Below are 21,243 nucleotides of genomic sequence, written 5' to 3' on the forward strand. Positions count from 1 at the left end.
TGACGCCTTCTATGGTGGAGCAAAATGTGTGGGGCAAGCAGGAATTGTCAATGCGTTCCTTTTGCAGGTGGAAAAGCGCCGTGATTTCAGTGCGCTACCACAGATATTCAGGAACCGGACCAGCCAGATCAAGGGTTCGATCAACTTGCCAGCGACAGCAGACCCCCAGGCTGACGCTGGATTCGCCCATCAAGTTCAAGGTCGATCAGCGCCGGACCAAGCTCACCGGCTGAGACCGTGATATCCCGCAGCAATTGATCTTCAGCGATAGGTGAGGGACCGAGTCGCTCGAGGATCTTCACATGCAGGTCCCTTGCGGGGCGCGCGATCGGTGCAGAGGGAGGTTCGGGCGGTAGTGAAACCAAATCGTTTGTTCGGGGCAACGCTTCAATAACATCATCAGCGGATCGAACCAGCGTTGCGCCATCACGAATCAACAGATTGCAACCGGCGGCCCGCGCGTCGAACGGATGGCCGGGAACGGCCAGAACCTCGCGTCCCTGATCCAACGCGTCACGTGCTGTTATCAGACTCCCGGATTTGGCAGCGGCCTCGACGACGACAACGGCCTGTGCAAGCCCCGAAATGATCCGATTTCGGCGCGGAAAGTGACGGGCCTGGGGTGTTACACCCATCGGCTGCTCAGAAAGCCGCAAGCCTCTGGAGGCGATGTCGCGGGCCAGCTCCGTGTTTTCGGCGGGATAGATCACTTCGACACCGCCTGCCATGACTGCCACCGTACCTGTCTCCAGTGCGGCCATATGTGCGGCCGTGTCGATACCGCGCGCCAGACCAGACACAACCACGTACCCCTTGCTGCCCAACTCCGAGGCCAAGCCACGCGCCATCCGCGCGCCAAGCGAGGAACAGTTTCGCGCGCCGACCATCGCAATCGATGGTTTTTGCAGAAGCGAAACATCCCCGACTGCCCAAAGCAACGGGGGGGCATCGTTCAGATCATTCAGGGTCGTTGGAAAATCAGCGGACCCAAGGCACAAAAGCCGCGCTTTGGCGGCCCCTGCGGCCTTGAGTTCCGCCTCGATCACGCCGGGAGGGCAGGTTTCATACCCTGTTATACCGGCGGCGCGTGCCATTTCAGGCAGCGCGGCCAGCGCGTTCTGCGCTGAGCCATGTTCGCGCAGCAGCCGACGAAATGTCGCCGGACCGACCTTGCGAGAACGCAACAGGCGAAGCCACGAGAACCGGTCCTCTTCCGTGGTGGGTGGGAGTGGGGGGTGATTGGAAGAAAGCTGCTCTTCGGTCATCCGTTGCTCCGCCTTGTTACAGAACTGGTTTACGGGATAAGCGGTTAACAGCTTGTGAATCGTCGAAAATTAGACATATTTATTTTAATCTCGTCAGGCGATGCGACTATAAAATCTTGATATTAAACAATATAAAAGAAATACCACAGGAAGAGGTGCTTTTTGTAACCAAACGCAAGTTTAATGATGAAAGAGGCGCAAGGTTAACCCTGCGCCTCTTTCTGCATCTTGGGTTCGACTCAGGCTGCAGAGCCGCCGACGGTCAGCCCGTCCATCAGGACGGTTGGCTGGCCAACGCCTACCGGCACCCATTGCCCATCCTTGCCGCAGGTTCCCATGCCGGGGTCCAGCGCCATATCGTTGCCGAGGCCGCGGATCCGTTTCAAGGCCGAAGGGCCGTCACCAATCAGCGTGGCCCCTTTGACCGGTGCACCGATTTTGCCGTTTTCGACGCGGTACGCCTCGGTGCATGAGAAAACGAACTTGCCGTTGGTAATGTCCACCTGACCTCCGCCGAAACCAACCGCCCAGATACCGTCCTTGATGTCAGCTACCAGAGCCTGCGGGTCGGCCTCGCCCCCCAGCATGATCGTATTGGTCATGCGCGGCATGGGTTTGTGCGCATAGCTTTGTCGCCGCCCGTTGCCAGTGGGCGCAACACCCATCAAGCGAGCGTTCTGGCGGTCCTGCATGTAGCCGGTCAGGATGCCGTCTTCGATCAGCACCGTGCGTGCGCTGGGCGTGCCCTCATCATCCACGCTGATCGAGCCACGACGATCAGCAATCGTACCGTCATCCACCACGGTCACACCTTTCGAGGCAATCTGCTGCCCCATCAATCCGGCAAAGGCCGAGCTGCCCTTGCGGTTGAAATCACCTTCCAGACCATGGCCTATTGCCTCGTGCAACAGGATGCCAGGCCAGCCGGGGCCAAGCGCAACTTCCATGACGCCGGCTGGCGCGGGAACGGCGTCCAGGTTGACCAGCGCAATGCGCAGCGCTTCGCGTGCCTTGGCCTGCCAGTCGGTGGGATCAATCAACCCGCTCAGGCCAACCCGACCGCCGCCACCGGCGGATCCGTTTTCGCGGCGGCCGTTCTGCTCGACAATCACCGAGACATTCACACGGGTCATGGGGCGCACATCGCGGACCATCACACCATCCGGGCGCAGAATCTCGACCTCTTGCACAGCCGCCGCGATCGTGGCGCTGACCTGAACAACACGCGGGTCCAGATCGCGCGCGAAGGCGTCTATCTCACGCAGTGTCTCGATCTTGACCGGGAACGCGGCAGATTCAATTGGGTCTTCGTCCGTATAGAGACGCGTATTGGTGGAGCGCGGAGCATCCGCCAAGACCCCGCCGCCATCCCCTACAGCCAGTCTTGCGGTTTCCGCCGCCCGTTTCAGGGCAGGAATGGAAACGTCAGTTGAATGCGCATATCCAGCCACTTCACCTTGTACGGCGCGCAGTCCGAACCCTTCCGACGCATCGTAAGACGCGGTGCGCAGACGTCCGTCATCGAACACGAGGGACTCGGATTTTCGTCGCTCGACAAACAGCTCTCCATCCTCGGCGCCATCCGTTGCCGAGCGCAATATGGCAAGCGCTTCATCGTACGGAAGAGCGCTTTCAAAGGGGCGAAACTGGGCGTCGGACATGGGTTGGGACCTTTCGGGTTTGATCCAGATCAAAAATAGCGTCTGTTTGACGCAAGCATTTTGCTTTATCTACCCGACGGAATATGGTTTTTAACGCGGCCAAAGACAACGGGAGAGGTGCGACCGATTCACACCTTTTCGCCAGGGACGCAAAGATCAAACGATCAGGACAGAACATGAAGAATGCTTTGATGCTTTCAGGGTTTATGACAGCCCTCTCCAGCCTTCCAGCCATGGCTCAGGAGCTTGAGATTATTGGCAAGCCGGTTGACGGCGGTATGGGTTTTCAACCCGCGGCCACCAGCCTTGCCACAGGAATTCAGCGTCTGGACGGCATGATTCTGGTGATTATCACCGTAATCTGCCTGTTGGTAGCCGGTCTGCTGGTTTACTGCATCGTGCGCTACAACGAACGTGTTAACCCCAAGCCGGCACGGTTTTCGCACTACACCCCGGTTGAGATTGCGTGGACCCTTGGCCCCATCCTGATTCTGGTCTTCATCGGTGCGTTTTCGCTGCCGGTTCTGTTCAAACAGCAGGAAATACCTGAAGGCGATATCACCATCAAAGTCGTCGGCAACCAGTGGTACTGGACCTATGAATATGTCGATCACGATTTCGCGTTCGACAGCTACCTGCTGGGTCATCCCGCCACTCTGGATGAGGGCGCGCGCCCCGCTGACGCGGACGTGACCCCGTTTGTTCTGGATGATGCCATGCGCGCGAAGCTGGCAGATGCTGGTTACAGCGATGACGAATGGCTGTTGGCCACCGATACCGCCGTGGTCGTTCCGGTTGGCAAGGTTGTCGTGATGCAGGTTACCGCGTCTGACGTGATCCACTCCTGGACCATCCCGTCCTTCGGCGTGAAGCAGGATGGCGTGCCCGGACGTCTGGCAGAACTGTGGTTCGAAGCCGAGAAAGAAGGCATCTACTTTGGTCAGTGCTCGGAACTCTGCGGCAAAGACCACGCTTATATGCCGATCACCGTCAAAGTCGTCAGCCAGGAAGCTTATGACCAGTGGCTGCAAGGCGCGATCGAAGAATATGCAGGTCTGCCGCAAAACTATCAGGTTGCTTCGAACTGAGCACGCTGAGGGCGGGTTAAACCTGCCTGGCACAAAATGCAGGCTGTGCGGGCTGACCGCACAGCTTTCGCCCCAAAAGGACCCGAGATGACCGACGCAAGCATCAATGCCAGCACAGCGACCGCCCACGCGGACGAGGCCAGCTTTGGCGATTACTTCGCCCTGCTCAAACCGCGCGTGATGTCTCTGGTCGTGTTCACGGCGCTGGTCGGTCTGCTGGCGGCCCCGGTTCCGGTCCATCCCTTTGTCGGATTCTGCGCCATTCTGTTCATCGCCATAGGTGGCGGCGCATCCGGTGCGCTGAACATGTGGTGGGATGCGGATATCGACAAGGTCATGAAACGCACCAAAGGTCGCCCGATCCCCTCCGGCAAGGTGGAAGAGGGTGAGGCGATGGCCATCGGCCTGACCCTGTCGGGCCTGTCGGTGATCATGCTGGGCCTTGCGACCAACTGGTTCGCGGGAGCGTTCCTGGGCTTCACAATCTTATTCTATGTCGCTGTCTACACGATGTGGCTGAAGCGCTCGACGCCGCAGAACATCGTGATCGGTGGTGCGGCTGGCGCTTTCCCTCCGGTGATCGGCTGGGTGGCTGCGACCGGATCCATGGCGGTTGAGCCGTGGCTGATGTTTGCCCTGACCTTCATGTGGACGCCGCCGCATTTCTGGGCACTGGCCCTGTTCATGCGCTCGGACTATGACGATGCGGGCGTGCCCATGCTGACCGTGACACACGGCCGCCGTGCGACGCGTGTACATATTCTGGTCTATACGGGGTTGCTGGCGATTCTGGCGGTAGGAACGGCGTTTTCTGGCATCGGCGGTCCCATCTACCTGACCGTGGCTCTGGTGTTGAACGCGTTGTTCCTGCGCGGCGCCTGGCAAATTTCGCGTCGGACCGAGGATGACTCGGAGGCCGACAACTTCAAGGTCGAACGCAGCTTTTTCAAACTTTCGCTGCTCTACCTCTTCCTGCATTTCGGCGCTATTCTGGCCGAAGCCTTGCTGAAGCCCTATGGTTTGGGAGGATGGTCATGAGCCTGCGCAAAAGCCATGAACTGCATCAGCGACGGTTCAGCCGCAATTTGGGCGTTGGACTGACGCTGGCTGCCTTTATCGTGATCATCTTTGGCCTGACCATCGTGAAGGTGTCGGGTACTGATTTCAACATGGCCACGCAAGAGGTTCAGAACTGATGGCGCTGTCTGGTCCTCAGAAAACTGTTGCCCAAACCGTGGGTGTGGTTGTCCTGATGGGCAGTCTGGCCTGGGCATCGGTACCGTTCTACGACTGGTTCTGCCGCGTTACCGGATTTGGCGGCACCACGGGTGTTGCCGAAGCCGCCCCCGAAGAAATTCTGGACCGCACTGTCACCATACGGTTTGACGCATCCAAGGCCAAAGACATGGCTTGGGAATTCAAGCCCGTCGTCCGCGAGATGGAAGTGCGCATCGGCGAGACCGGGCTGGCCTTCTATGAGGCCTATAATCCAACGGATCGTCCGATTGCAGGGCAGGCCTCATACAATGTGGCGCCCTATTCGGCAGGCGGGTACTTTCAAAAGATTGCCTGCTTCTGCTTTGAAGAGCAGGTACTGCAACCCGGCGAACGTGTAGAGATGCCGGTAACCTTCTTCGTCGATCCTGAAATGGTCGAAGATCTTGAAGCAAAGTATATTCATACGATCACGCTGTCGTATACATTCTACGAAATTGACCTGCCAGAGGGCTATGCCGCCCTTGAAGCGCAGGCAGAAACAAACACGAACTAACGCCTGTAGGTGAGGGACGCTGATGGCACACGCTAAAAACCATGATTATCACATTCTGGCCCCGTCGATCTGGCCTCTGATCGGAGCTGTCGGCGGCTTTGTGATGTTGTTCGGAGCAGTCCTTTGGATGCACGGCGTGACGCCGTGGATGTTCTGGGCCGGTCTGGTCGCAGTTCTCTACACCATGTTCGCATGGTGGTCCGAAGTTGTTGTCGAGAGCCGCCAGGGGGATCACACTCCTGTCGTTCGCATCGGTCTGCGTTACGGTTTCATCCTGTTCGTCATGTCCGAGGTGATGTTCTTCTTCGCCTGGTTCTGGTCGTTCTTCAAACATCGCATGTACCCGATGTACGACTATGCCGGCACCGAATACATCCAGCCGGACATCCATGCGGTTGACCCGTTCCACCTGCCGCTGATCAACACTCTGGTCCTGTTGCTGTCAGGCTGTGCAATCACCTGGGCGCACCACGCGCTGGTGCATGACAATGACCGCAAGGCGCTGATCAACGGTCTGGCCATCGGTATCGTTCTGGGCATCGCCTTTACCGGGTTGCAGGCGTTCGAGTATTATGAACTGCTGGCCCATGAAGGCTGGAAGTTTGGCGATGATCAGTTCTATTCGAACTTCTTCATGGCGACCGGCTTCCATGGTTTCCACGTCGTTATCGGAACCATCTTCCTGTCGGTCTGCCTGATCCGGGCCCTCAAGGGTGACTTCACACCTGAAAAGCATGTCGGGTTCGAGGCGGCAGCCTGGTACTGGCACTTCGTTGACGTTGTCTGGCTGTTCCTGTTTTTCGCGGTCTACATCTGGGGACAGGCCCCGCTGATGTAAGCCGGTCAGCTGACTCAATTGCAAAAGCCGCCCCTTGGGGCGGCTTTTTCTCTATTCCGGGCGCAAGATTGCGCCCCATACAATTGCGTGGTTGCAATTTGGCCCACACGCCCCTTAACAAGACGCCGGTTCCTGAAACGAGGTTCGACCCTGACATGCGCCGCATTCTGTTCCTGCTGATCTTCGGCCTTGCCGGTTTGGGCGCGCTGCTGTCGCTGGGCATCTGGCAGCTTCAGCGTCTGGCCTGGAAGCAAGAGGTGCTGGCCGAGATCGAAAGCCGAATCTCAGCCGCACCCATCGCCTTGCCTCGACAGGTTTCAGAGGACACTGACAAATACCGTCCGGTAACGGTTGCGGGTGAGATGGAACCGGGCGAAATCCATGTTCTTGTTTCGGTCAAACAGGTCGGGGCAGGGTATCGGATCATCCAGTCGTTCAGCACCGAGGGCCGAACTATTCTGGTGGATCGGGGTTTTGTACCGACAACGGCCAAGCAGGCACCGCGTCTGACCGGCCCGATGGAGATCACCGGCAACCTGCACTGGCCGGATGAAGTCGACAGTTACACGCCTGAACCCGATATCGATGAAAATATCTGGTTTGCCCGCGACGTGCCAAATCTGGCCGCCGCTCTGGGGACCGAGCCGGTGCTGCTGATCGCGCGGTCTGAGACCGACCCGAACGTGACGCCTTTGCCGGTAGATACGGCGGGAATTCCAAACGATCACCTGCAATATGTAATCACCTGGTTTGGCTTGGCTCTGGTCTGGGCTGTGATGACCGGTTATTTCCTGTGGCGCAATCGCGCCCCTTCTGAGAGAGAAGAGCAATGAAATACATCTCGACCCGTGGCCAAGCGCCAGAACTGACCTTTGAAGAGGCGATGCTGACCGGATTGGCCCGTGATGGTGGTTTGTATCTGCCTGCCGAGATCCCCGGCATGAGCCATGACGAGATCGCGGCGCTTGCTGGTCTGCCCTATGAAGAAATCGCATTCCGCGTGATGTGGCCTTATGTCAGCGGGTCCTTTGCCGAGGATGAGTTCAAGCAGATCATCGCCCGCGCCTATGAAGGCTTCGGCCACGATGCCCGCGCGCCGTTGAAGCAATTGAACGAGAACCATTTTCTGCTGGAACTGTTCCACGGGCCCACACTGGCCTTCAAGGACTTTGCGATGCAGTTGATCGGCCAGCTGTTTCAGGTGGCACTGAAACGGCGCGCGGACCGCGTGACCATCGTCGGCGCGACCAGCGGTGACACCGGCTCGGCCGCGATCGAGGCATTCCGGGGGCTGGATTCTGTGGATGTGTTCATCCTGTTCCCGCATGGCCGCGTGTCCGAGGTGCAGCGTCGCCAGATGACGACGCCTGCGGACAGCAATGTTCATGCTCTTGCCGTGGACGGCGACTTCGACGATTGTCAGGCTGCGCTGAAGGACATGTTCAACGATTTCGACTTCCGCGACGGTGTCAAATTGGCCGGTGTGAACTCGATCAACTTCGCGCGGGTGCTGGCGCAGATCGTTTATTACTTCTCATCCGCCGTCAGCCTCGGTGCGCCGCACCGCAAGGTCAGCTTCACTGTGCCCACCGGAAATTTCGGCGACATCTTCGCGGGCTATCTGGCCAAGCGCATGGGGCTGCCCATCGACCGTCTGATCGTGGCGACCAACCAGAACGATATTCTGCATCGGTGTCTGTCGGGCGAGGGGTATTTCAAGGGCGACACCATCCCCTCGATCAGCCCGTCGATGGACATTCAGGTCAGCTCGAATTTCGAGCGCGCGTTGTATTACGCCTATGGCGAGGACGGTGGAGCCGTGGCGCAGCTGATGGATGAGCTCAAGTCCGGCGGCTTCAACGTCAGTCAGGGCGCGATGGAGGCGCTGCGCGAGAATTTCGACTCGGGCCGGGTGTCCGAGGACGAAACGCTGGCGACGATCAAGCATACGCTTGCCGACAGCGCGGAACTGGTCTGCCCGCATACTGCGGTCGGGATCAAGGTCGGTGAAGACCACCGTGCCACCGGCATCCCGATGATCACCTTGGCCACTGCGCACCCCGCCAAGTTCCCGGCCGCAGTCGAGAAGGCAAGCGACGTACATCCGCCTCTTCCATCCCGCATGTCTGATCTGTATGAACGTCCGGAACGGGTGACCCGCATCGCCAACGATCTGGGCGCCATCGAGGATCATATTAAAGGGCACATCGCCGAGTGACTGTCAGACAAGACCAACTGAAGAACGGCTTTCGTATCGTCAGTGAACACATGCCGGGGCTGCAATCTGCGGCCATCGGCATCTGGGTGACCGCCGGTGGGCGGCATGAGCGGATCGAACAGAACGGCATCGCGCATTTCCTTGAGCACATGGCGTTCAAGGGAACCGAGCGGCGATCGGCGCTGCAAATCGCCGAAGCGATCGAGGATGTGGGCGGTTACATCAACGCCTATACCTCGCGCGAGGTCACGGCCTATTACGCGCGTGTCCTGAAGGACGACGTGGCGCTGGCAATGGACGTGATCGGCGACATCGTTTTGAACCCGGTGTTTGACCCGCGGGAGATCGAGGTCGAGCGTGGTGTGATCCTGCAGGAAATCGGTCAGGCCTATGACACGCCCGACGATGTGATCTTTGACTGGTTGCAGGAGCAGAGCTATCACGACCAACCCTTGGGCCGCACCATTCTCGGCCCGACCGAGCGGGTCAGTGCGTTTTCACGAGAAGACCTCTCTGGCTTCGTAGCCGAGCATTATGGTCCCGATCAGATGATCCTGTCCGCGGCAGGCGCGGTGGATCACGATCAGCTTATGAAAATAGCCGAAGAGATGTTTGGTCATCTGCGACCACGAACTGGGCTTATCGCCGAGCTTGCGCGCTTTACCGGTGGTGAGGCACGGCAGGAGAAAGAGCTGGAGCAGGCCCATTTCGCACTTGCACTGGAAAGCCCGGGCTATCGTGACGATGCGATCTATACGGCACAGGTATACTCGACGGCTCTGGGTGGGGGCATGTCTTCGCGCTTGTTCCAGGAAGTGCGCGAGACCCGCGGGTTGTGCTATACGATATTTGCTCAAACCGGTGCTTATGCAGACACAGGGACGACCACGATCTATGCAGGTACTTCTGCCGATCAGGTTGCAGAACTGGCCACGATAACCATCGACGAGATGAAGCGCGCCGCCGACGATATGAGTGCCGAGGAAGTGGCACGTGCCCGGGCGCAGATGAAGGCCGGGATGCTGATGGGGCTTGAAAGCCCGTCGAACCGGGCCGAACGATTGGCGCGGCTTGTGCAGATCTGGGGGCGGGTGCCTCCATTGGAAGATACCGTTGGCAGGATCGACGCCGTAGGAATCGAGGATGTGCGCGCCTTCGCTGAGACAATGGCCCTGCAAGCACCGGCGGCGCTGGCGCTGTACGGTCCGGTGTCAGCCGCGCCGACACTGGCTGAACTGCAGGAGAGGCGGGCGGCGTGATGCTGTTGGGCAGACGCAAGCTGAAACTCGAGACCGCGCGGCTCAGCTTGCGCCCGCCTGTACATTCCGACTTCAACGATTGGGCCGCGTTGCGGCGGGCCTCGAAAGACTATCTGACACCATGGGAGCCGATCTGGGCCAAGGACCACCTGAGCCGCAAGTCCTTCACCAACCGTGTGTACTGGGCACAACGTTCGGTAGCGGCCGGGACGGCAATTCCGCTTTTTCTATTTCGCCGCGAGGATGACGTGTTGGTTGGGGCCATCACGCTGGACAACATTCGGCGCGGTCCCGCGCAGGCGGGCACATTGGGGTACTGGACCGGTCAGGCCTTTGCCCGACAGGGGTATATGCGTGAAGCAATTGGCGCGATGGTTCACCATGCCTTTACCCGATTGGACCTGAGCCGGATTGAAGCCGCCTGCCTGCCGGAAAACCGGGCGTCGCGCGGATTGCTGGAAAGCTCGGCCTTCAAGTACGAGGGCGTGGCGCAGTCGTATTTGCAAATCAACGGCCGTTGGCGGACGCATGTTCTGTATGCCAGCCTGCGGTCTGACCGGCGCGGAAAAACCGACGCGGGATAGGGTGGGGGCGCTGCCCCCTTCGCGGCAAGCCGCGCCTCCCCCGGGATATTTGGGGCCAGATGAACAAGGGGCATGACTTGTGGGCGTTCTGCGCTACACTTCGGAATATGCGCTGGTTGATTGCGGCATTTATGGTGTTTTCGGGCGGGGCCGTTGCGCAGGAGCGTCGGCCAAGCCACTGTATTGCCATTGCTGATGCGGCACCCGGACTTGAGTATCTGCACAAGGCAGCGTGGCAGGATCCTGTGCCAGTGTTCTCGGTGCGGATCAGCTATATCGCGCATGCCTCTTTCATGATCCAGACCCGCGGCGGGCTGAATGCGGTGACTGACTTTACCGGGTTTATCGGCAGCGCAGATTTGATCCCAGACGTAGTGACGATGAACCATGCCCACGGCACGCATTGGACGGCACATCCCGATCCGGCCATTCCGCATGTTCTTCCGGGGTGGGGAGAGTTCGGGAAAGGTATCGAGCATCATCTGGATCTGGACGAGATGCTGGTACGCAATGTCTCGACCGACATCCGGTCTGTTTATGGTGGAGTCGAAGAACGCGGCAATTCGATTTTTGTGTTCGAGGTTGAGGGGTTGTGCATAGGTCATCTGGGGCATTTGCATCACGTGCCGTCGGATGAACAGTTCGCTGCGCTGGGCCGGTTGGATGTGGTCATGGCTGCTGTTGATGGCGGGACCACCATGCCTCTGCCCGAGATGATTGCGGTTCTGAAACGGCTGAAAAGTTCAGTCATCATTCCGATGCACTGGTTCTCGCAGTTCTCGCTGGATCGCTTCCTGGTGGATATCAGGGATACATTTCCGGTTGAGCGCGACGGGGTGTCGGAAATTACCGTCTCGCTGCGGGACCTTCCGGACCGCCCCACGGTTGTGGTGCTTGAGCCGCGCTATCTGATTGATCTTGAATAAGGCTTGCGGCAACCGCATCGCTTGGGCATTGAAGGCGTATGAATTTGAACCCCGCTGATGACCGTTTTGCTGCATTGATCCGTTCGAAACTGGGCGATAGGGTGATGCGCCCCGTGGAAGAACGGTATCTGGAAGAACCGCGCGGGCGGTTTGCCGGACAGATCGGTCTGCTGGCCTTGCCCCGCAACACCGAAGAGGTGGCGGTGCTGGTGGAGTTGGCTGCGCAAGCGCGGGTCCCGATCGTTCCTTATGGCGGCGGCACCGGTCTGGTTGGCGGGCAAGTGATGTCAGAGGGTCCGGCGCCATTGCTGATCTCGTTGGAACGGATGACCGCCATCCGGTCTGTCTTCCCGACCGAGAACATTCTGGTCGCCGAAGCCGGAGCCATTCTTCAAGACGTTCAGGCCGCAGCCGAGGCGGTAAACCGATTGTTTCCTCTGTCGTTGGCGGCACAGGGATCCTGCCGGATCGGGGGCAACCTGTCGACTAATGCAGGGGGCGTCAACGTTTTGCGGTATGGCAACGCGCGCGACCTGTGCCTGGGGCTTGAGGCGGTGTTGCCCAGTGGCGAGATCTGGCACGGTCTCAGCCGGCTGCGAAAGGATAATACCGGCTATGACCTGCGCAATCTGCTGATCGGGGCCGAGGGGACGCTGGGGATCATCACTGCCGCATCGCTCAAGCTGTTCCCCCGCCCGGCCGCCGTTGGGACAGCGGTGTTTCAGGTGGCTTCTCCCGAAGCGGCGATCGACCTGCTGGCTTTGGCCCGGGACAAGGTGGGTGAGGCGGTCAGCACGTTTGAGTTGATCCACCGGCAAGGGCTTGATTTTCTGGCCGAGGTTCTGCCGGATGTCCGTCAACCGTTCCGCTCGCCGCCAGAGTGGAGCGTATTGATTGAGCTGGGTCTGGCTGACAGGCCGTCACCATTTGGCGCGCTGGAGGAACTCTTCGTTTGCGCTGAAGAACTCGGTCAGGCTCAGGACGGAGTAATCGCCCAAAGTGAAGCGCAGCGGGCCGATTTGTGGGCGGTGCGCGAACGCATCCCCGAAGCCAATCGTCTGATCGGGTCGGTGTCGAGCCATGATATTTCCATCCCGATTTCCAAAATTCCCGACTTCATTTGCGAAGGCAGAGAATTGATTGCGGGTCTAGGGCCTTTCCGGATCAATTGCTTTGGCCATCTTGGTGACGGCAATCTGCATTACAATGTGTTCCCGCCCAAAGGGCAGAGCCGATCGGATTTTGAGGGCCAAAGAGGCGCGATCAAGAGGGCCGTACATGATCTGGTTGACGCCTTCGACGGCTCGGTCAGTGCTGAACATGGGGTGGGGCGCCTCAAGACCGGCGATCTGGAGCGCTATGGCGATCCGGCCAAGCTGGGCGCGATGCGGGCCATCAAAACGGCATTGGATCCGCAGGGCATCATGAACCCTGGCGCGGTTCTGAAAGGGTGAACACGGCCCGAGCGTCGGACCGTGCCCGGTTGTTTCTTACGAGGCAGGCAGGATCACCTTGTCGATCACATGGATCACGCCGTTCTTGGTTTCGATGTCGGCCTGAACCACGTTGGCGTCATTCACCATCACACCCGAATCCAGATCGATTGTGATATCGCCGCCTTGTACGGTTGCAGCCGTCATGTCATCGCTCAGATCACCTGACATCACTTTGCCCGGCACGACATGGTAGGTCAGAATGGCTACCAGCTGATCCTTGTTTTCGGGCTTCAGCAAGTTTTCGACGGTGCCTTCGGGCAAAGCTGCGAATGCGTCATCGGTGGGGGCAAACACGGTGAACGGGCCTTCGCCTTTAAGTGTGTCCACCAGTTCGGCGGCCTGAACTGCCGCGACGAGTGTTTCAAAGCTGCCAGCGGCGACGGCTGTGTCAACAATGTCCTTGCCGTGACCATCGGCGAATGCAGCAGTGCTAAACAGGATCGAGGCGACACCGGCGGCGGCGAAATTGCGGAACATGAGCTAAACTCCCTAGGTTGAAATGCTTCAAGCAGCATCACCCAAGGTACGGGGCAACCTGACCACAAGATCACTTGTATTGATCCGTTTTGCGCCTTGATCGGCGCAAAAACCGCGCTAAGCCTGCCCGGTTTTCAGTTTCCAATCACGCTTTTGTGAAAAACTCTTGGTCAGAGACCTTGGAATTCGCACAGGACATGCACGTCCATGCCCATCTCCTCCAGCACTTTACAGCCGCCAAGCTCGGGCAGGTCTATGATGAAGGCGCATGATACGATTTCGCCCCCAAGCCGTTCGATCAGCTTGATACCTGCCGCTGCCGTTCCGCCCGTAGCCAGCAGATCGTCGACCACCAGAATTTTTTCACCGGGTTGGATGGCATCGTCATGGATCTCGACGATCGCCTCTCCGTATTCCAACTTGTAATCTTGGCTGATTGTTGTGCCGGGCAGTTTGCCCTTCTTGCGGATCGGGACAAAACCGACGCTCAACTGATGTGCGATCGCACCGCCCAGAATAAAGCCGCGTGCTTCAAGCCCGACCACTTTGTCGATCCGCTCACCTGCATAGGGGTGCAGCATCTGGTCAATCGCCATCCGAAACCCGCGGGGATCGGCAAACAGGGTTGTCACATCGCGAAACATGATCCCTTCGTGAGGAAAATCGACGATGGTTCGGATATAATCTTTGACAGATTTGTTTCTGGACATGGACCAACCTTTTAGCGTCAAACAGCAATATTGTGTTTGGCCCAAGAGGATTGACCATGCAAGGAACAATTCCTTGGCAGGATTGGCGTCAATGTGAGGTTGCAGCTTTGAGCAGGCCAAAAAATCGGCGTAACCTGGGCCGTCACCACGATAGGTGCCTGACCCATTTATATTGTTGCTGCCGGCTCGACCAAATATCCCCAGCGCCCGGATTGCCGGGGGGACAGTGAGCAATCTGTTTGGGTTGCAATCCGATGGGCCTTGGCTCCGGGTGCGGTTTGATTCAATTGCCTTGCTCCGGCGAAAAAACTGCCTGTACGGCATGAAGCTTCATTGCCAATTTCCAATCATTATTGTTATGTGCCTGATAACGACAACAACTATGCTATGTATACACAAAGTATCGCCTATAGCAGCAAAGCTTCGTTAGGAAAATGCGCGTGGCCGGGAAGGATGGCAAAGGATCGACCAAGAAAAACAGTCAGTTGGTCTTACGCCTCGACAGGGACGAACGTGACTCATTTGTCGAGCTTTGCAAAGAACTGGACACGTCGGCCGCGCGCGAAATCCGCAGATTTATTCGTGGATTCATGAAAGAACACGCCGAAGACTGATGCGGTGTCAGGCCGGCCGGCGCAGGACCGCCGTGGCCATACCCATCCCGATCAAGGTCAAACCGCCAAACCGTGTCATTGCCGTAATGACGCTGGCGCGCCCGATCAGCCGCCGCAACCTGTCTGCCAAAAGGGCGTAGGCCAACGCGTTCAACCAGGCCAGCCCGACGAATGTGGCAATCAGGATGACGAACTGAGGTCCAAGCGGTTCAGCAGGGCGTATGAACTGCGGCACAAAGGCAATGAAGAAGGCGATGGATTTCGGGTTCAGGGCAGTGACGGCCGCTGCGTGGCCGAACACGCTGCGTGCGGTGACATCCCGCCCGGTGTCGACCATGCTCAATCCACCGGCTGGTGCGCTGCGCAACAGTTTGACCCCAAGCCAGACCAGATAGGCCGCGCCCACCCATTTGAGAACAGAAAACAACGAGGCCGAAGCCAGAACAAGTGCGCCCAGTCCCAACAAGGATGCGGTCATGGCCACAAGATCGCCCACTGCAACCCCCGTGGCCGAGGCAACGGCGACACTGCGCCCTTTGGATAAGGCGTAACTCAGTACCAACAGCACGGTAGGCCCCGGAATAAGCAGCAGGGCGGTGGATGCGGCAACAAAGGCCAGCCAGAGATCGAGTTGCATCGTCAAATTCCTGATCAGATCGCCCGAGAACGAGAGAATCAGTCCCGGGGATCAAGCTGCTTGAGCCGGGAGATTGTTCTGTAAGCCAGCTCCCATTTTCCGTGAATCACAAATTTAGTCAATCGCTTATTCGTGTTATGGGGGTTTCGGGACAATATATTCAATTTGTGCTATAACTACGCCGTTTTTTTTATTGTCACTTAATAAGGAGGTTCGTCATGAAACTTGTCGTTTCAATTTTTTTGTTGAGCGTATTGCTGATGCCGACTGCCACCGCTGCCTGCCCGGACGGGTATTTCAACTGCGGCGGGTCGCTATGCTGCCCTAAACCTCAAAACTAGTTCGGAGAGCTTGGGATGTCTGTTATCAGTTTACGCAACGCTGTCATTGTTGCTGGCGCACTGGCAATCATGGGCGCTGGTAAAACGCTTGTTTTGAATGCGAATGAACTGGATTTACAATACCAGAAACTTGTTGTTCCGAAGGGTTCACTACATGCGCCTGTGCTTGGTGCGGCTTATGCCTTGGATCATTCGACCGGAAAATTTAGACCCACAAAGATCTGTAATTTGTTTGTTGGGGGGAACGAATCTGGCCCGGAAGATGTTTCCTTCACCAGCCTTAGCCTTGTGGCAATCGGCTGGAACGGTGCCATGGATGCCGTAACCGACTACGTCGGTGACAAAATCGTAAAATCCATGAAGTTCTCGGATGAGAGCGCCAAGTGGGAATTCCAAAAAAGGTTCTGGAGTGCCCACGAGGGTATGTCATTCAGAAGCACCTGCAGGTCTCTTGTTGAGGAAACCGCTGCGAACCCCAACTACTCTGTTTTTCTTGTAGAAACCATCTTCTTTGATCCGGTTTCCGACGAAAAACAGGTTATGGTTCAAATGTCTCAGACTTCGGTAGTATTTGATGGTTGCGAAGATGCATGTCCAAAACCTGTCTCGCTTCAATCCGTGCTGAAAGTCGGCTGGCTTGCTCGCTCAAAGGGCGACTGGGGCATCGTTCGCATCCATTGAGGTCATTGAGACCCTGGCCGATTATCTCAAGTCGGTCTTACAGAATTCGCCCGGCCACAGCGTCCAGCTTGGCCAGCAGCGCCGCATCGCGACTATCGGGGGCCGTAAGGATCGCATACTCCAGCGCCCGATCGCAGCCATGCGGGCAGGGTGCGCGCTCGGAACCCAGTAGGGCAGGCAATCCCTTGACCAGTGCGCGGCCTTTTTCGGCATTGCCGGTCAGGGTGGCGATGATCGTGGACACGTCCACCTCGCCATGGTCCGGGTGCCAGCTGTCATAGTCGGTGACCATCGCGATCGACGCATAACACAGCTCGGCCTCTCGGGCGAGTTTCGCCTCGGGCATGTTGGTCATTCCGATCACGTCACAGCCCCATTGCTCGCGATACATCCTGGATTCTGCAAGGCTGGAAAACTGAGGGCCCTCCATCGCCAGATAGGTGCCGCCCCGGTGGATTGTGATGCCGGCGGCCTTACCCGCTGTCTCGCATGCGTCCGACAGGCGTGGGCAGGTAGGATGGGCAACGCTGACATGGGCAACGCACCCAGTTCCGAAGAAGCTCTTTTCCCGCGCAAAAGTGCGATCGATGAACTGATCGACAATCACGAAGTCACCCGGTGCCATATGTTCGCGGAACGATCCGCAGGCCGAAACCGAGATCACATCCGTCACGCCCAATCGTTTCAGCGCGTCGATATTGGCGCGATAGGGTACATCTGTCGGCGAGTGCACATGGCCGCGCCCATGACGCGGCAGAAAGGCCATTTCGATACCGTCCAGCGATCCGGTCAGGATCTGGTCTGACGGCGTTCCCCATGGGGTCTCAACCTCTACCCACTCCGGGTTCTCCAGCCCATCGATGTCATAGATGCCTGATCCGCCGATGACGGCTATCCTGGTTTGGGTCACTGTCCTGCTCCGCCTGAATACCTGATGTTGAATTTGTGCGGGTTCAGCCCGAATTTGACAAGAGGCCTATTCCTGTATCGCCAACAGGTTGCGCTGTTGTGATTGCCCGGTGAAATCGGCCCAGGCTATGCCAAACGCGCCCAGAGACCAGGTCAGATCCTGTGATTGCCCGTGTCTGTCTCGGAACACGAAGCGGAACGCATCTCCGGTCAGCATGGCGTCCAGCACGTCCTTGGCGCGTTGTTCTTCGAAGGTACAGCCAAGCCCGGTCAAGCATCCGGGGCGCCGGGTGCGCCATATGGTTTCTTCGCCTTGGTCGATGCGAAATCCGGATGCGGTGAAGAAAGTACCCGGCTCTATCCCGAATTCAACTTTGAAACCTTCCGGTTCCGGCGTAACGAAAACGAACTGTGCCGCGAATTTTGGCCGAAGGGAAAACACTTCTGCCCGTCGGATGTAGCACCGCTGCCGCAACGCACCGTTTTCTTCGCGCTCGTCACAGATCGAATTCCAGATGCCGAAAATCTCGTGATGCGTCACCCGCCAGTTTCCTGCCGTGTCATTGCCATTCAAATCCTGCGCGAGGGCGGGAAGGGCTGAGAAGAGAAAGAGGATGATCCAACGCATGATCTGACATGTGGTGGCTTCTTCGTGGTCCCGCAAATCAACTTGCCGCGAGCCCGAGATATGCATTATTCGCATGGCTGCATCCCGCTTAGTGCGGTAGCTCAATGCCAGCGCGCCAGCTACAACAACGCCTTCGCGCGAACATATAACCCCATAGGACTGTCTGATGCCCCGAGCCTTGCTGGCAAGCTTTGCCAATCGCCTCGCTATTCCCGATCTGCGCTGGGTGCCAGATGAGGGACTGACCTTCTCACGCCTGCGGATTGAGCTGCTGTCCGGTCTGACGGTTGCCCTTGCACTGGTGCCCGAGGCGGTGGCCTTTGCCTTTGTGGCGGGCGTGCACCCGTTGGTCGGACTCTACGCCGCGTTTTTGGTGGGGCTGATTACGGCACTGATCGGTGGGCGACCGGGCATGATCTCGGGCGCGACCGGCGCGCTTGCGGTTGTCATGGTGGCACTGGTGGCCGAACATGGGGTCGAATACCTGTTCGCGACCGTTGTTCTTATGGGAATCCTTCAGGTCATTGCCGGGGCCATGCACTGGGGGCGTTTCATTCGATTGGTGCCGCATCCGGTCATGCTGGGCTTTGTGAACGGTCTGGCCATCGTGATCTTTCTGGCCCAGATGGGACAGTTCAAAGTGCCCGGAACCATGGAAAACACCGGTCATGGATTGAGCGGTGGCGAATGGTTGTCCGGGATACAGCTTTACACCATGCTGGGTCTTGTCGGGCTGACCATGGCAGTGATCTGGATCATGCCGCGTATCACGCGCATCATCCCAGCGCCTCTGGCCGGTATTCTGGTTGTCGCGGCAATCGTGATCGGGTTTGGCCTTGATGTGCCGCGCGTCGGCGATCTGGCATCGATCGAAGGCGGTCTGCCTGCGTTCCATGTTCCAATGGTTCCTTTGAACTGGGAAACTTTTGAGATCATTCTGCCTTATGCGGTCATTCTGGCCGCCATTGGCCTGATCGAATCCCTGCTGACTCTGAACCTTGTGGGTGAGATCACAGGCAAGCGCGGTGGGGCCTCTCAGGAATGTATCGCGCAGGGCGCGTCGAATATCGTGACCGGGTTTTTCGGCGGCATGGGCGGTTGCGCGATGATTGGCCAGTCGATGATCAACGTGAAATCCGGCGGGCGTACACGTATAGCCGGTATCGCGGCAGCGCTATTCCTGCTGACCTTCATCCTTTTCGCATCACCCCTGATCGAGCAAATTCCGCTGGCCGCGCTGGTCGGTGTGATGTTCATGGTGGTGATCGGCACCTTTGCGTGGAACTCATTCAAGATTCTGCGCAAAGTGCCAATGACCGATGCCTTCGTCATCGTTCTGGTCACCGTCGTAACGGTGATGGAGGACTTGGCCGTTGCCGTCGTGGTCGGCGTCATTGTCTCGGCTCTGGCCTATGCGTGGAACAATGCCAAGCGCATTCATGCGGTGACCCGTGAATCCGAGACCGAACAAGGCGCGAAAGTGTATGAAATTCAGGGACCACTGTTCTTTGGGTCCTCTGAGGGCTTTATCGAACTGTTCGACGTCCAGAACGATCCTGAAACCGTTATCATCGATTTTGCCGAAAGCCGCGTGGTGGATCAGTCCGCCCTGCAAGCCATCGAGAATATCGCAGGAAAATACGAGGCAGCAGGCAAACGAGTCATGCTTCGCCACCTGAGCCGCGATTGTCACAAACTGCTGAACAAAGCCGGACACCTCATGGTCGACAGTGATGATGACCCGGACTACGAGCTGGCGGTAGATTACTCTGTCCGCACCGGTATTCTGGGCGGGCACTGACTTCGAAGGGCGGCCAATCAGGCCGCCTTTTTCAAGGGTCCAAGCGCTCCAGCTTATCGATATCTCCCGTCAGCAGAGCGCTTTCGGCTTCGGCGATCAGTTCGGCTGGCCAGTCCCACCACTTCAAAGAAAGCAGCCGCTCGATTGTGTCGGCGTCAAACCGGTATCGCCGTACCTCGGCAGGATTGCCCGAGACTATCGCATAAGGCGGGATGGTTCCACGCACGACTGAACCCGCGCCGATTATCGCTCCGTCACCGATATTGGCTCCGGGCAGGATCAATGCGCCATAGCCGATCCAGACATCATTGCCTATCACGGTGTCCCGGACGTCCGGCTGGAATTCCAACATGTGTTCCGGATCGAAAACTGGAAAGGGAAAGCAGGTTATCCCATCCATCGCATGATTTGCCGAGGCTGTCACAAAGCGGACGCCGTGGGCAATTTGGCAAAACTTCCCCAAAATCAGCTTTTCGCGCGAAAACTCGAACAGATAAGGGGCCAGCCGATTGGCCCAATCCTCGGGTTCGTCAAAATCTGATGCGTAAGTGTAATCTCCCACCTGAATTCTGGGGTGGTCGATCACTCGTGACAGAAAAGCCGTTCCTTTGTGTTCCGTGCCGTCAGGCAGAGTGACAGGATATCGGCGCGAAGCGTCAGGCAGGGGCATCAGTCATCCGGTCTAGAAAGGCTGAACAACTCGGAAACGACAGAGTAATCGCGATACCCAAGCCGCGCCAAAGGTTGGAACGAGGTCACGTCGAACATGCCATCCCGAATATGATCGTCGTGCAGGTGTACACCTGTCACTTCGCCAAACACCACCCGGTTGGCTTCACCGGGTAGGGTGACGATTTGGGTCAGCTTGCATTCCAGGGCGGCTGGGACCCCTTCAATCCGTGCGCAGGTGATGGTTTCGCATTCGATGGGTGAAAGCCCAGCATGTAAAAACTCATCAACTTCTTTCGGCAATCCGGCGGAACTTGCATTCATCGCGTCCCGGTGCGCATAGGCCACGACATTCACGCAAAACACACCCGTAGCCTCGATATTGGCGATGCTGTCCTTGCCGAAGCTCTGATCCTGTTTGGTGCCGGTCGAGGCAAACATGACCTGCGGTGGCGTATAGGCAACGCCGTTGAAGAAGGAATAGGGTGCCAGATTGTTGATCCCATCCGCATCCCGGGTCGAGATCCAGCCAATCGGGCGCGGCGTGATAATGGCATTGAACGGGTTGTGCGGAAGGCCGTGGCCGTCTTCGGGGCGATAGAACATCTGAACTCCAAGCGTTTGCCCAAGGCGTAGCGAAGTGCTAGGGCGATTTCCAGCAAGTAAAAGA

General features: G+C 57.9%; 23 protein-coding genes. 14 read left to right on the top strand and 9 right to left on the bottom strand.

Features of this window, described 5'->3' with window-relative positions; genetic code table 11:
* Positions 1-140: 140 nt before the first annotated feature.
* Together dprA and tldD are read right to left on the bottom strand one after the other, a co-directional pair.
* Positions 141-1,265 (bottom strand): DNA-processing protein DprA, encoded by a 1,125-nt coding sequence (gene dprA / locus AC2FEB_RS09090; RefSeq protein WP_496673823.1) that lies wholly within the window; start codon positions 1,263-1,265, stop codon positions 141-143.
* Positions 1,266-1,504: 239 nt separating this feature from the next.
* A complete protein-coding gene (tldD, locus tag AC2FEB_RS09095) occupies positions 1,505-2,926 on the bottom strand; it encodes a metalloprotease TldD (RefSeq protein WP_496673826.1) in 1,422 nt (473 codons plus the stop codon).
* 176 nt (positions 2,927-3,102) lie between these two features.
* Between tldD and coxB the strand changes: the two genes are divergently transcribed.
* The 11 genes from coxB (at position 3,103) to AC2FEB_RS09150 (ending at position 13,064) form a co-directional block, all read left to right on the top strand.
* On the top strand, positions 3,103-4,014 hold the full coding sequence (gene coxB, locus AC2FEB_RS09100; RefSeq protein WP_299898603.1) for a cytochrome c oxidase subunit II: 912 nt from the start codon (positions 3,103-3,105) through the stop codon (positions 4,012-4,014).
* 87 nt (positions 4,015-4,101) lie between these two features.
* A complete protein-coding gene (gene cyoE, locus AC2FEB_RS09105; protein WP_496673830.1) occupies positions 4,102-5,052 on the top strand; it encodes a heme o synthase in 951 nt (316 codons plus the stop codon).
* Positions 5,049-5,210, top strand: coding sequence for a cytochrome c oxidase system small membrane protein (locus AC2FEB_RS09110; protein WP_162896804.1), 162 nt, complete (start codon positions 5,049-5,051; stop codon positions 5,208-5,210). Before cyoE ends, AC2FEB_RS09110 begins: the two co-directional genes overlap by 4 nt.
* On the top strand, positions 5,210-5,785 hold the full coding sequence (locus AC2FEB_RS09115) for a cytochrome c oxidase assembly protein (RefSeq protein ID WP_496673834.1): 576 nt from the start codon (positions 5,210-5,212) through the stop codon (positions 5,783-5,785). Before AC2FEB_RS09110 ends, AC2FEB_RS09115 begins: the two co-directional genes overlap by 1 nt.
* A 22-nt stretch (positions 5,786-5,807) precedes the next feature.
* The gene (locus AC2FEB_RS09120; RefSeq protein ID WP_117869706.1) at positions 5,808-6,623 is read left to right on the top strand and encodes a cytochrome c oxidase subunit 3; all 816 of its coding nucleotides are present in this window, start codon (positions 5,808-5,810) and stop codon (positions 6,621-6,623) included.
* Positions 6,624-6,778: 155 nt separating this feature from the next.
* Complete coding sequence (locus AC2FEB_RS09125) at positions 6,779-7,456, top strand: SURF1 family protein (protein WP_496673838.1); 678 nt, start codon at positions 6,779-6,781, stop codon at positions 7,454-7,456.
* Positions 7,453-8,841 (top strand): threonine synthase, encoded by a 1,389-nt coding sequence (gene thrC, locus AC2FEB_RS09130; protein ID WP_496673841.1) that lies wholly within the window; start codon positions 7,453-7,455, stop codon positions 8,839-8,841. The genes AC2FEB_RS09125 and thrC overlap by 4 nt, the downstream gene beginning before the upstream one ends.
* A complete protein-coding gene (locus tag AC2FEB_RS09135; RefSeq protein ID WP_496673844.1) occupies positions 8,838-10,100 on the top strand; it encodes a M16 family metallopeptidase in 1,263 nt (420 codons plus the stop codon). The genes thrC and AC2FEB_RS09135 overlap by 4 nt, the downstream gene beginning before the upstream one ends.
* A complete protein-coding gene (locus AC2FEB_RS09140) occupies positions 10,100-10,684 on the top strand; it encodes a GNAT family N-acetyltransferase (protein WP_117869702.1) in 585 nt (194 codons plus the stop codon). The genes AC2FEB_RS09135 and AC2FEB_RS09140 overlap by 1 nt, the downstream gene beginning before the upstream one ends.
* A gap of 107 nt (positions 10,685-10,791) precedes the next feature.
* Entirely contained in the window at positions 10,792-11,610 is an 819-nt protein-coding gene (locus AC2FEB_RS09145) for an MBL fold metallo-hydrolase (RefSeq protein WP_117872817.1), read from the top strand.
* 38 nt (positions 11,611-11,648) lie between these two features.
* Positions 11,649-13,064, top strand: coding sequence for an FAD-binding oxidoreductase (locus AC2FEB_RS09150; RefSeq protein ID WP_496884003.1), 1,416 nt, complete (start codon positions 11,649-11,651; stop codon positions 13,062-13,064).
* 36 nt (positions 13,065-13,100) lie between these two features.
* On the opposite strand, the gene AC2FEB_RS09155 is transcribed toward AC2FEB_RS09150, so the two are convergent.
* Positions 13,101-13,583: a fasciclin domain-containing protein gene (locus AC2FEB_RS09155; protein WP_496673851.1), complete on the bottom strand. Its 483-nt coding sequence runs from the start codon at positions 13,581-13,583 to the stop codon at positions 13,101-13,103.
* Positions 13,584-13,753: 170 nt separating this feature from the next.
* The gene (locus AC2FEB_RS09160; protein WP_496673854.1) at positions 13,754-14,293 is read right to left on the bottom strand and encodes an adenine phosphoribosyltransferase; all 540 of its coding nucleotides are present in this window, start codon (positions 14,291-14,293) and stop codon (positions 13,754-13,756) included.
* Positions 14,294-14,727: 434 nt separating this feature from the next.
* On the opposite strand from AC2FEB_RS09160, the gene AC2FEB_RS09165 reads away from it, so the two are divergent.
* On the top strand, positions 14,728-14,907 hold the full coding sequence (locus AC2FEB_RS09165; RefSeq protein ID WP_496673857.1) for a hypothetical protein: 180 nt from the start codon (positions 14,728-14,730) through the stop codon (positions 14,905-14,907).
* 7 nt (positions 14,908-14,914) lie between these two features.
* On the opposite strand, the gene AC2FEB_RS09170 is transcribed toward AC2FEB_RS09165, so the two are convergent.
* A complete protein-coding gene (locus AC2FEB_RS09170) occupies positions 14,915-15,544 on the bottom strand; it encodes a LysE family translocator (protein ID WP_496673860.1) in 630 nt (209 codons plus the stop codon).
* Between the two features lie 356 nt (positions 15,545-15,900).
* Here AC2FEB_RS09170 and AC2FEB_RS09175 point away from each other — a divergent pair, with 356 nt between their 5' ends.
* On the top strand, positions 15,901-16,566 hold the full coding sequence (locus tag AC2FEB_RS09175; protein ID WP_117869696.1) for a hypothetical protein: 666 nt from the start codon (positions 15,901-15,903) through the stop codon (positions 16,564-16,566).
* Positions 16,567-16,603: 37 nt separating this feature from the next.
* On the opposite strand, the gene AC2FEB_RS09180 is transcribed toward AC2FEB_RS09175, so the two are convergent.
* Together AC2FEB_RS09180 and AC2FEB_RS09185 are read right to left on the bottom strand one after the other, a co-directional pair.
* Positions 16,604-17,476 (bottom strand): S-methyl-5'-thioadenosine phosphorylase, encoded by an 873-nt coding sequence (locus AC2FEB_RS09180; protein WP_496673863.1) that lies wholly within the window; start codon positions 17,474-17,476, stop codon positions 16,604-16,606.
* 66 nt (positions 17,477-17,542) lie between these two features.
* Positions 17,543-18,178 (bottom strand): hypothetical protein, encoded by a 636-nt coding sequence (locus AC2FEB_RS09185; protein ID WP_496673865.1) that lies wholly within the window; start codon positions 18,176-18,178, stop codon positions 17,543-17,545.
* 91 nt (positions 18,179-18,269) lie between these two features.
* Between AC2FEB_RS09185 and AC2FEB_RS09190 the strand changes: the two genes are divergently transcribed.
* Complete coding sequence (locus tag AC2FEB_RS09190; protein WP_496673868.1) at positions 18,270-19,904, top strand: SulP family inorganic anion transporter; 1,635 nt, start codon at positions 18,270-18,272, stop codon at positions 19,902-19,904.
* Between the two features lie 31 nt (positions 19,905-19,935).
* On the opposite strand, the gene AC2FEB_RS09195 is transcribed toward AC2FEB_RS09190, so the two are convergent.
* The gene (locus tag AC2FEB_RS09195; protein WP_496673871.1) at positions 19,936-20,574 is read right to left on the bottom strand and encodes a CatB-related O-acetyltransferase; all 639 of its coding nucleotides are present in this window, start codon (positions 20,572-20,574) and stop codon (positions 19,936-19,938) included.
* Positions 20,574-21,179, bottom strand: coding sequence for a flavin reductase family protein (locus AC2FEB_RS09200; RefSeq protein WP_496673874.1), 606 nt, complete (start codon positions 21,177-21,179; stop codon positions 20,574-20,576). Before AC2FEB_RS09200 ends, AC2FEB_RS09195 begins: the two co-directional genes overlap by 1 nt.
* Between the last annotated feature and the right edge of the window lie 64 nt (positions 21,180-21,243).

It is taken from the genome of Ruegeria sp. YTSC106 (assembly GCF_059609765.1).

Bases quoted from the DNA above. Each gene is read 5' to 3' on its own strand.
- dprA (WP_496673823.1), bottom strand. From the start codon at position 1,265: ATGACCGAAGAGCAGCTTTCTTCCAATCACCCCCCACTCCCACCCACC.
- thrC (WP_496673841.1), top strand. From the start codon at position 7,453: ATGAAATACATCTCGACCCGTGGCCAAGCGCCAGAACTGACCTTTGAA.
- AC2FEB_RS09185 (WP_496673865.1), bottom strand. From the start codon at position 18,178: ATGCGAATAATGCATATCTCGGGCTCGCGGCAAGTTGATTTGCGGGAC.
- AC2FEB_RS09175 (WP_117869696.1), top strand. From the start codon at position 15,901: ATGTCTGTTATCAGTTTACGCAACGCTGTCATTGTTGCTGGCGCACTG.
- AC2FEB_RS09165 (WP_496673857.1), top strand. From the start codon at position 14,728: ATGCGCGTGGCCGGGAAGGATGGCAAAGGATCGACCAAGAAAAACAGT.
- tldD (WP_496673826.1), bottom strand. From the start codon at position 2,926: ATGTCCGACGCCCAGTTTCGCCCCTTTGAAAGCGCTCTTCCGTACGAT.
- cyoE (WP_496673830.1), top strand. From the start codon at position 4,102: ATGACCGACGCAAGCATCAATGCCAGCACAGCGACCGCCCACGCGGAC.
- AC2FEB_RS09155 (WP_496673851.1), bottom strand. From the start codon at position 13,583: ATGTTCCGCAATTTCGCCGCCGCCGGTGTCGCCTCGATCCTGTTTAGC.
- AC2FEB_RS09195 (WP_496673871.1), bottom strand. From the start codon at position 20,574: ATGCCCCTGCCTGACGCTTCGCGCCGATATCCTGTCACTCTGCCTGAC.
- AC2FEB_RS09150 (WP_496884003.1), top strand. From the start codon at position 11,649: ATGAATTTGAACCCCGCTGATGACCGTTTTGCTGCATTGATCCGTTCG.
- AC2FEB_RS09125 (WP_496673838.1), top strand. From the start codon at position 6,779: ATGCGCCGCATTCTGTTCCTGCTGATCTTCGGCCTTGCCGGTTTGGGC.
- AC2FEB_RS09160 (WP_496673854.1), bottom strand. From the start codon at position 14,293: ATGTCCAGAAACAAATCTGTCAAAGATTATATCCGAACCATCGTCGAT.
- AC2FEB_RS09115 (WP_496673834.1), top strand. From the start codon at position 5,210: ATGGCGCTGTCTGGTCCTCAGAAAACTGTTGCCCAAACCGTGGGTGTG.
- AC2FEB_RS09170 (WP_496673860.1), bottom strand. From the start codon at position 15,544: ATGCAACTCGATCTCTGGCTGGCCTTTGTTGCCGCATCCACCGCCCTG.
- coxB (WP_299898603.1), top strand. From the start codon at position 3,103: ATGAAGAATGCTTTGATGCTTTCAGGGTTTATGACAGCCCTCTCCAGC.
- AC2FEB_RS09145 (WP_117872817.1), top strand. From the start codon at position 10,792: ATGCGCTGGTTGATTGCGGCATTTATGGTGTTTTCGGGCGGGGCCGTT.
- AC2FEB_RS09110 (WP_162896804.1), top strand. From the start codon at position 5,049: ATGAGCCTGCGCAAAAGCCATGAACTGCATCAGCGACGGTTCAGCCGC.
- AC2FEB_RS09140 (WP_117869702.1), top strand. From the start codon at position 10,100: ATGCTGTTGGGCAGACGCAAGCTGAAACTCGAGACCGCGCGGCTCAGC.
- AC2FEB_RS09190 (WP_496673868.1), top strand. From the start codon at position 18,270: ATGCCCCGAGCCTTGCTGGCAAGCTTTGCCAATCGCCTCGCTATTCCC.
- AC2FEB_RS09200 (WP_496673874.1), bottom strand. From the start codon at position 21,179: ATGTTCTATCGCCCCGAAGACGGCCACGGCCTTCCGCACAACCCGTTC.
- AC2FEB_RS09120 (WP_117869706.1), top strand. From the start codon at position 5,808: ATGGCACACGCTAAAAACCATGATTATCACATTCTGGCCCCGTCGATC.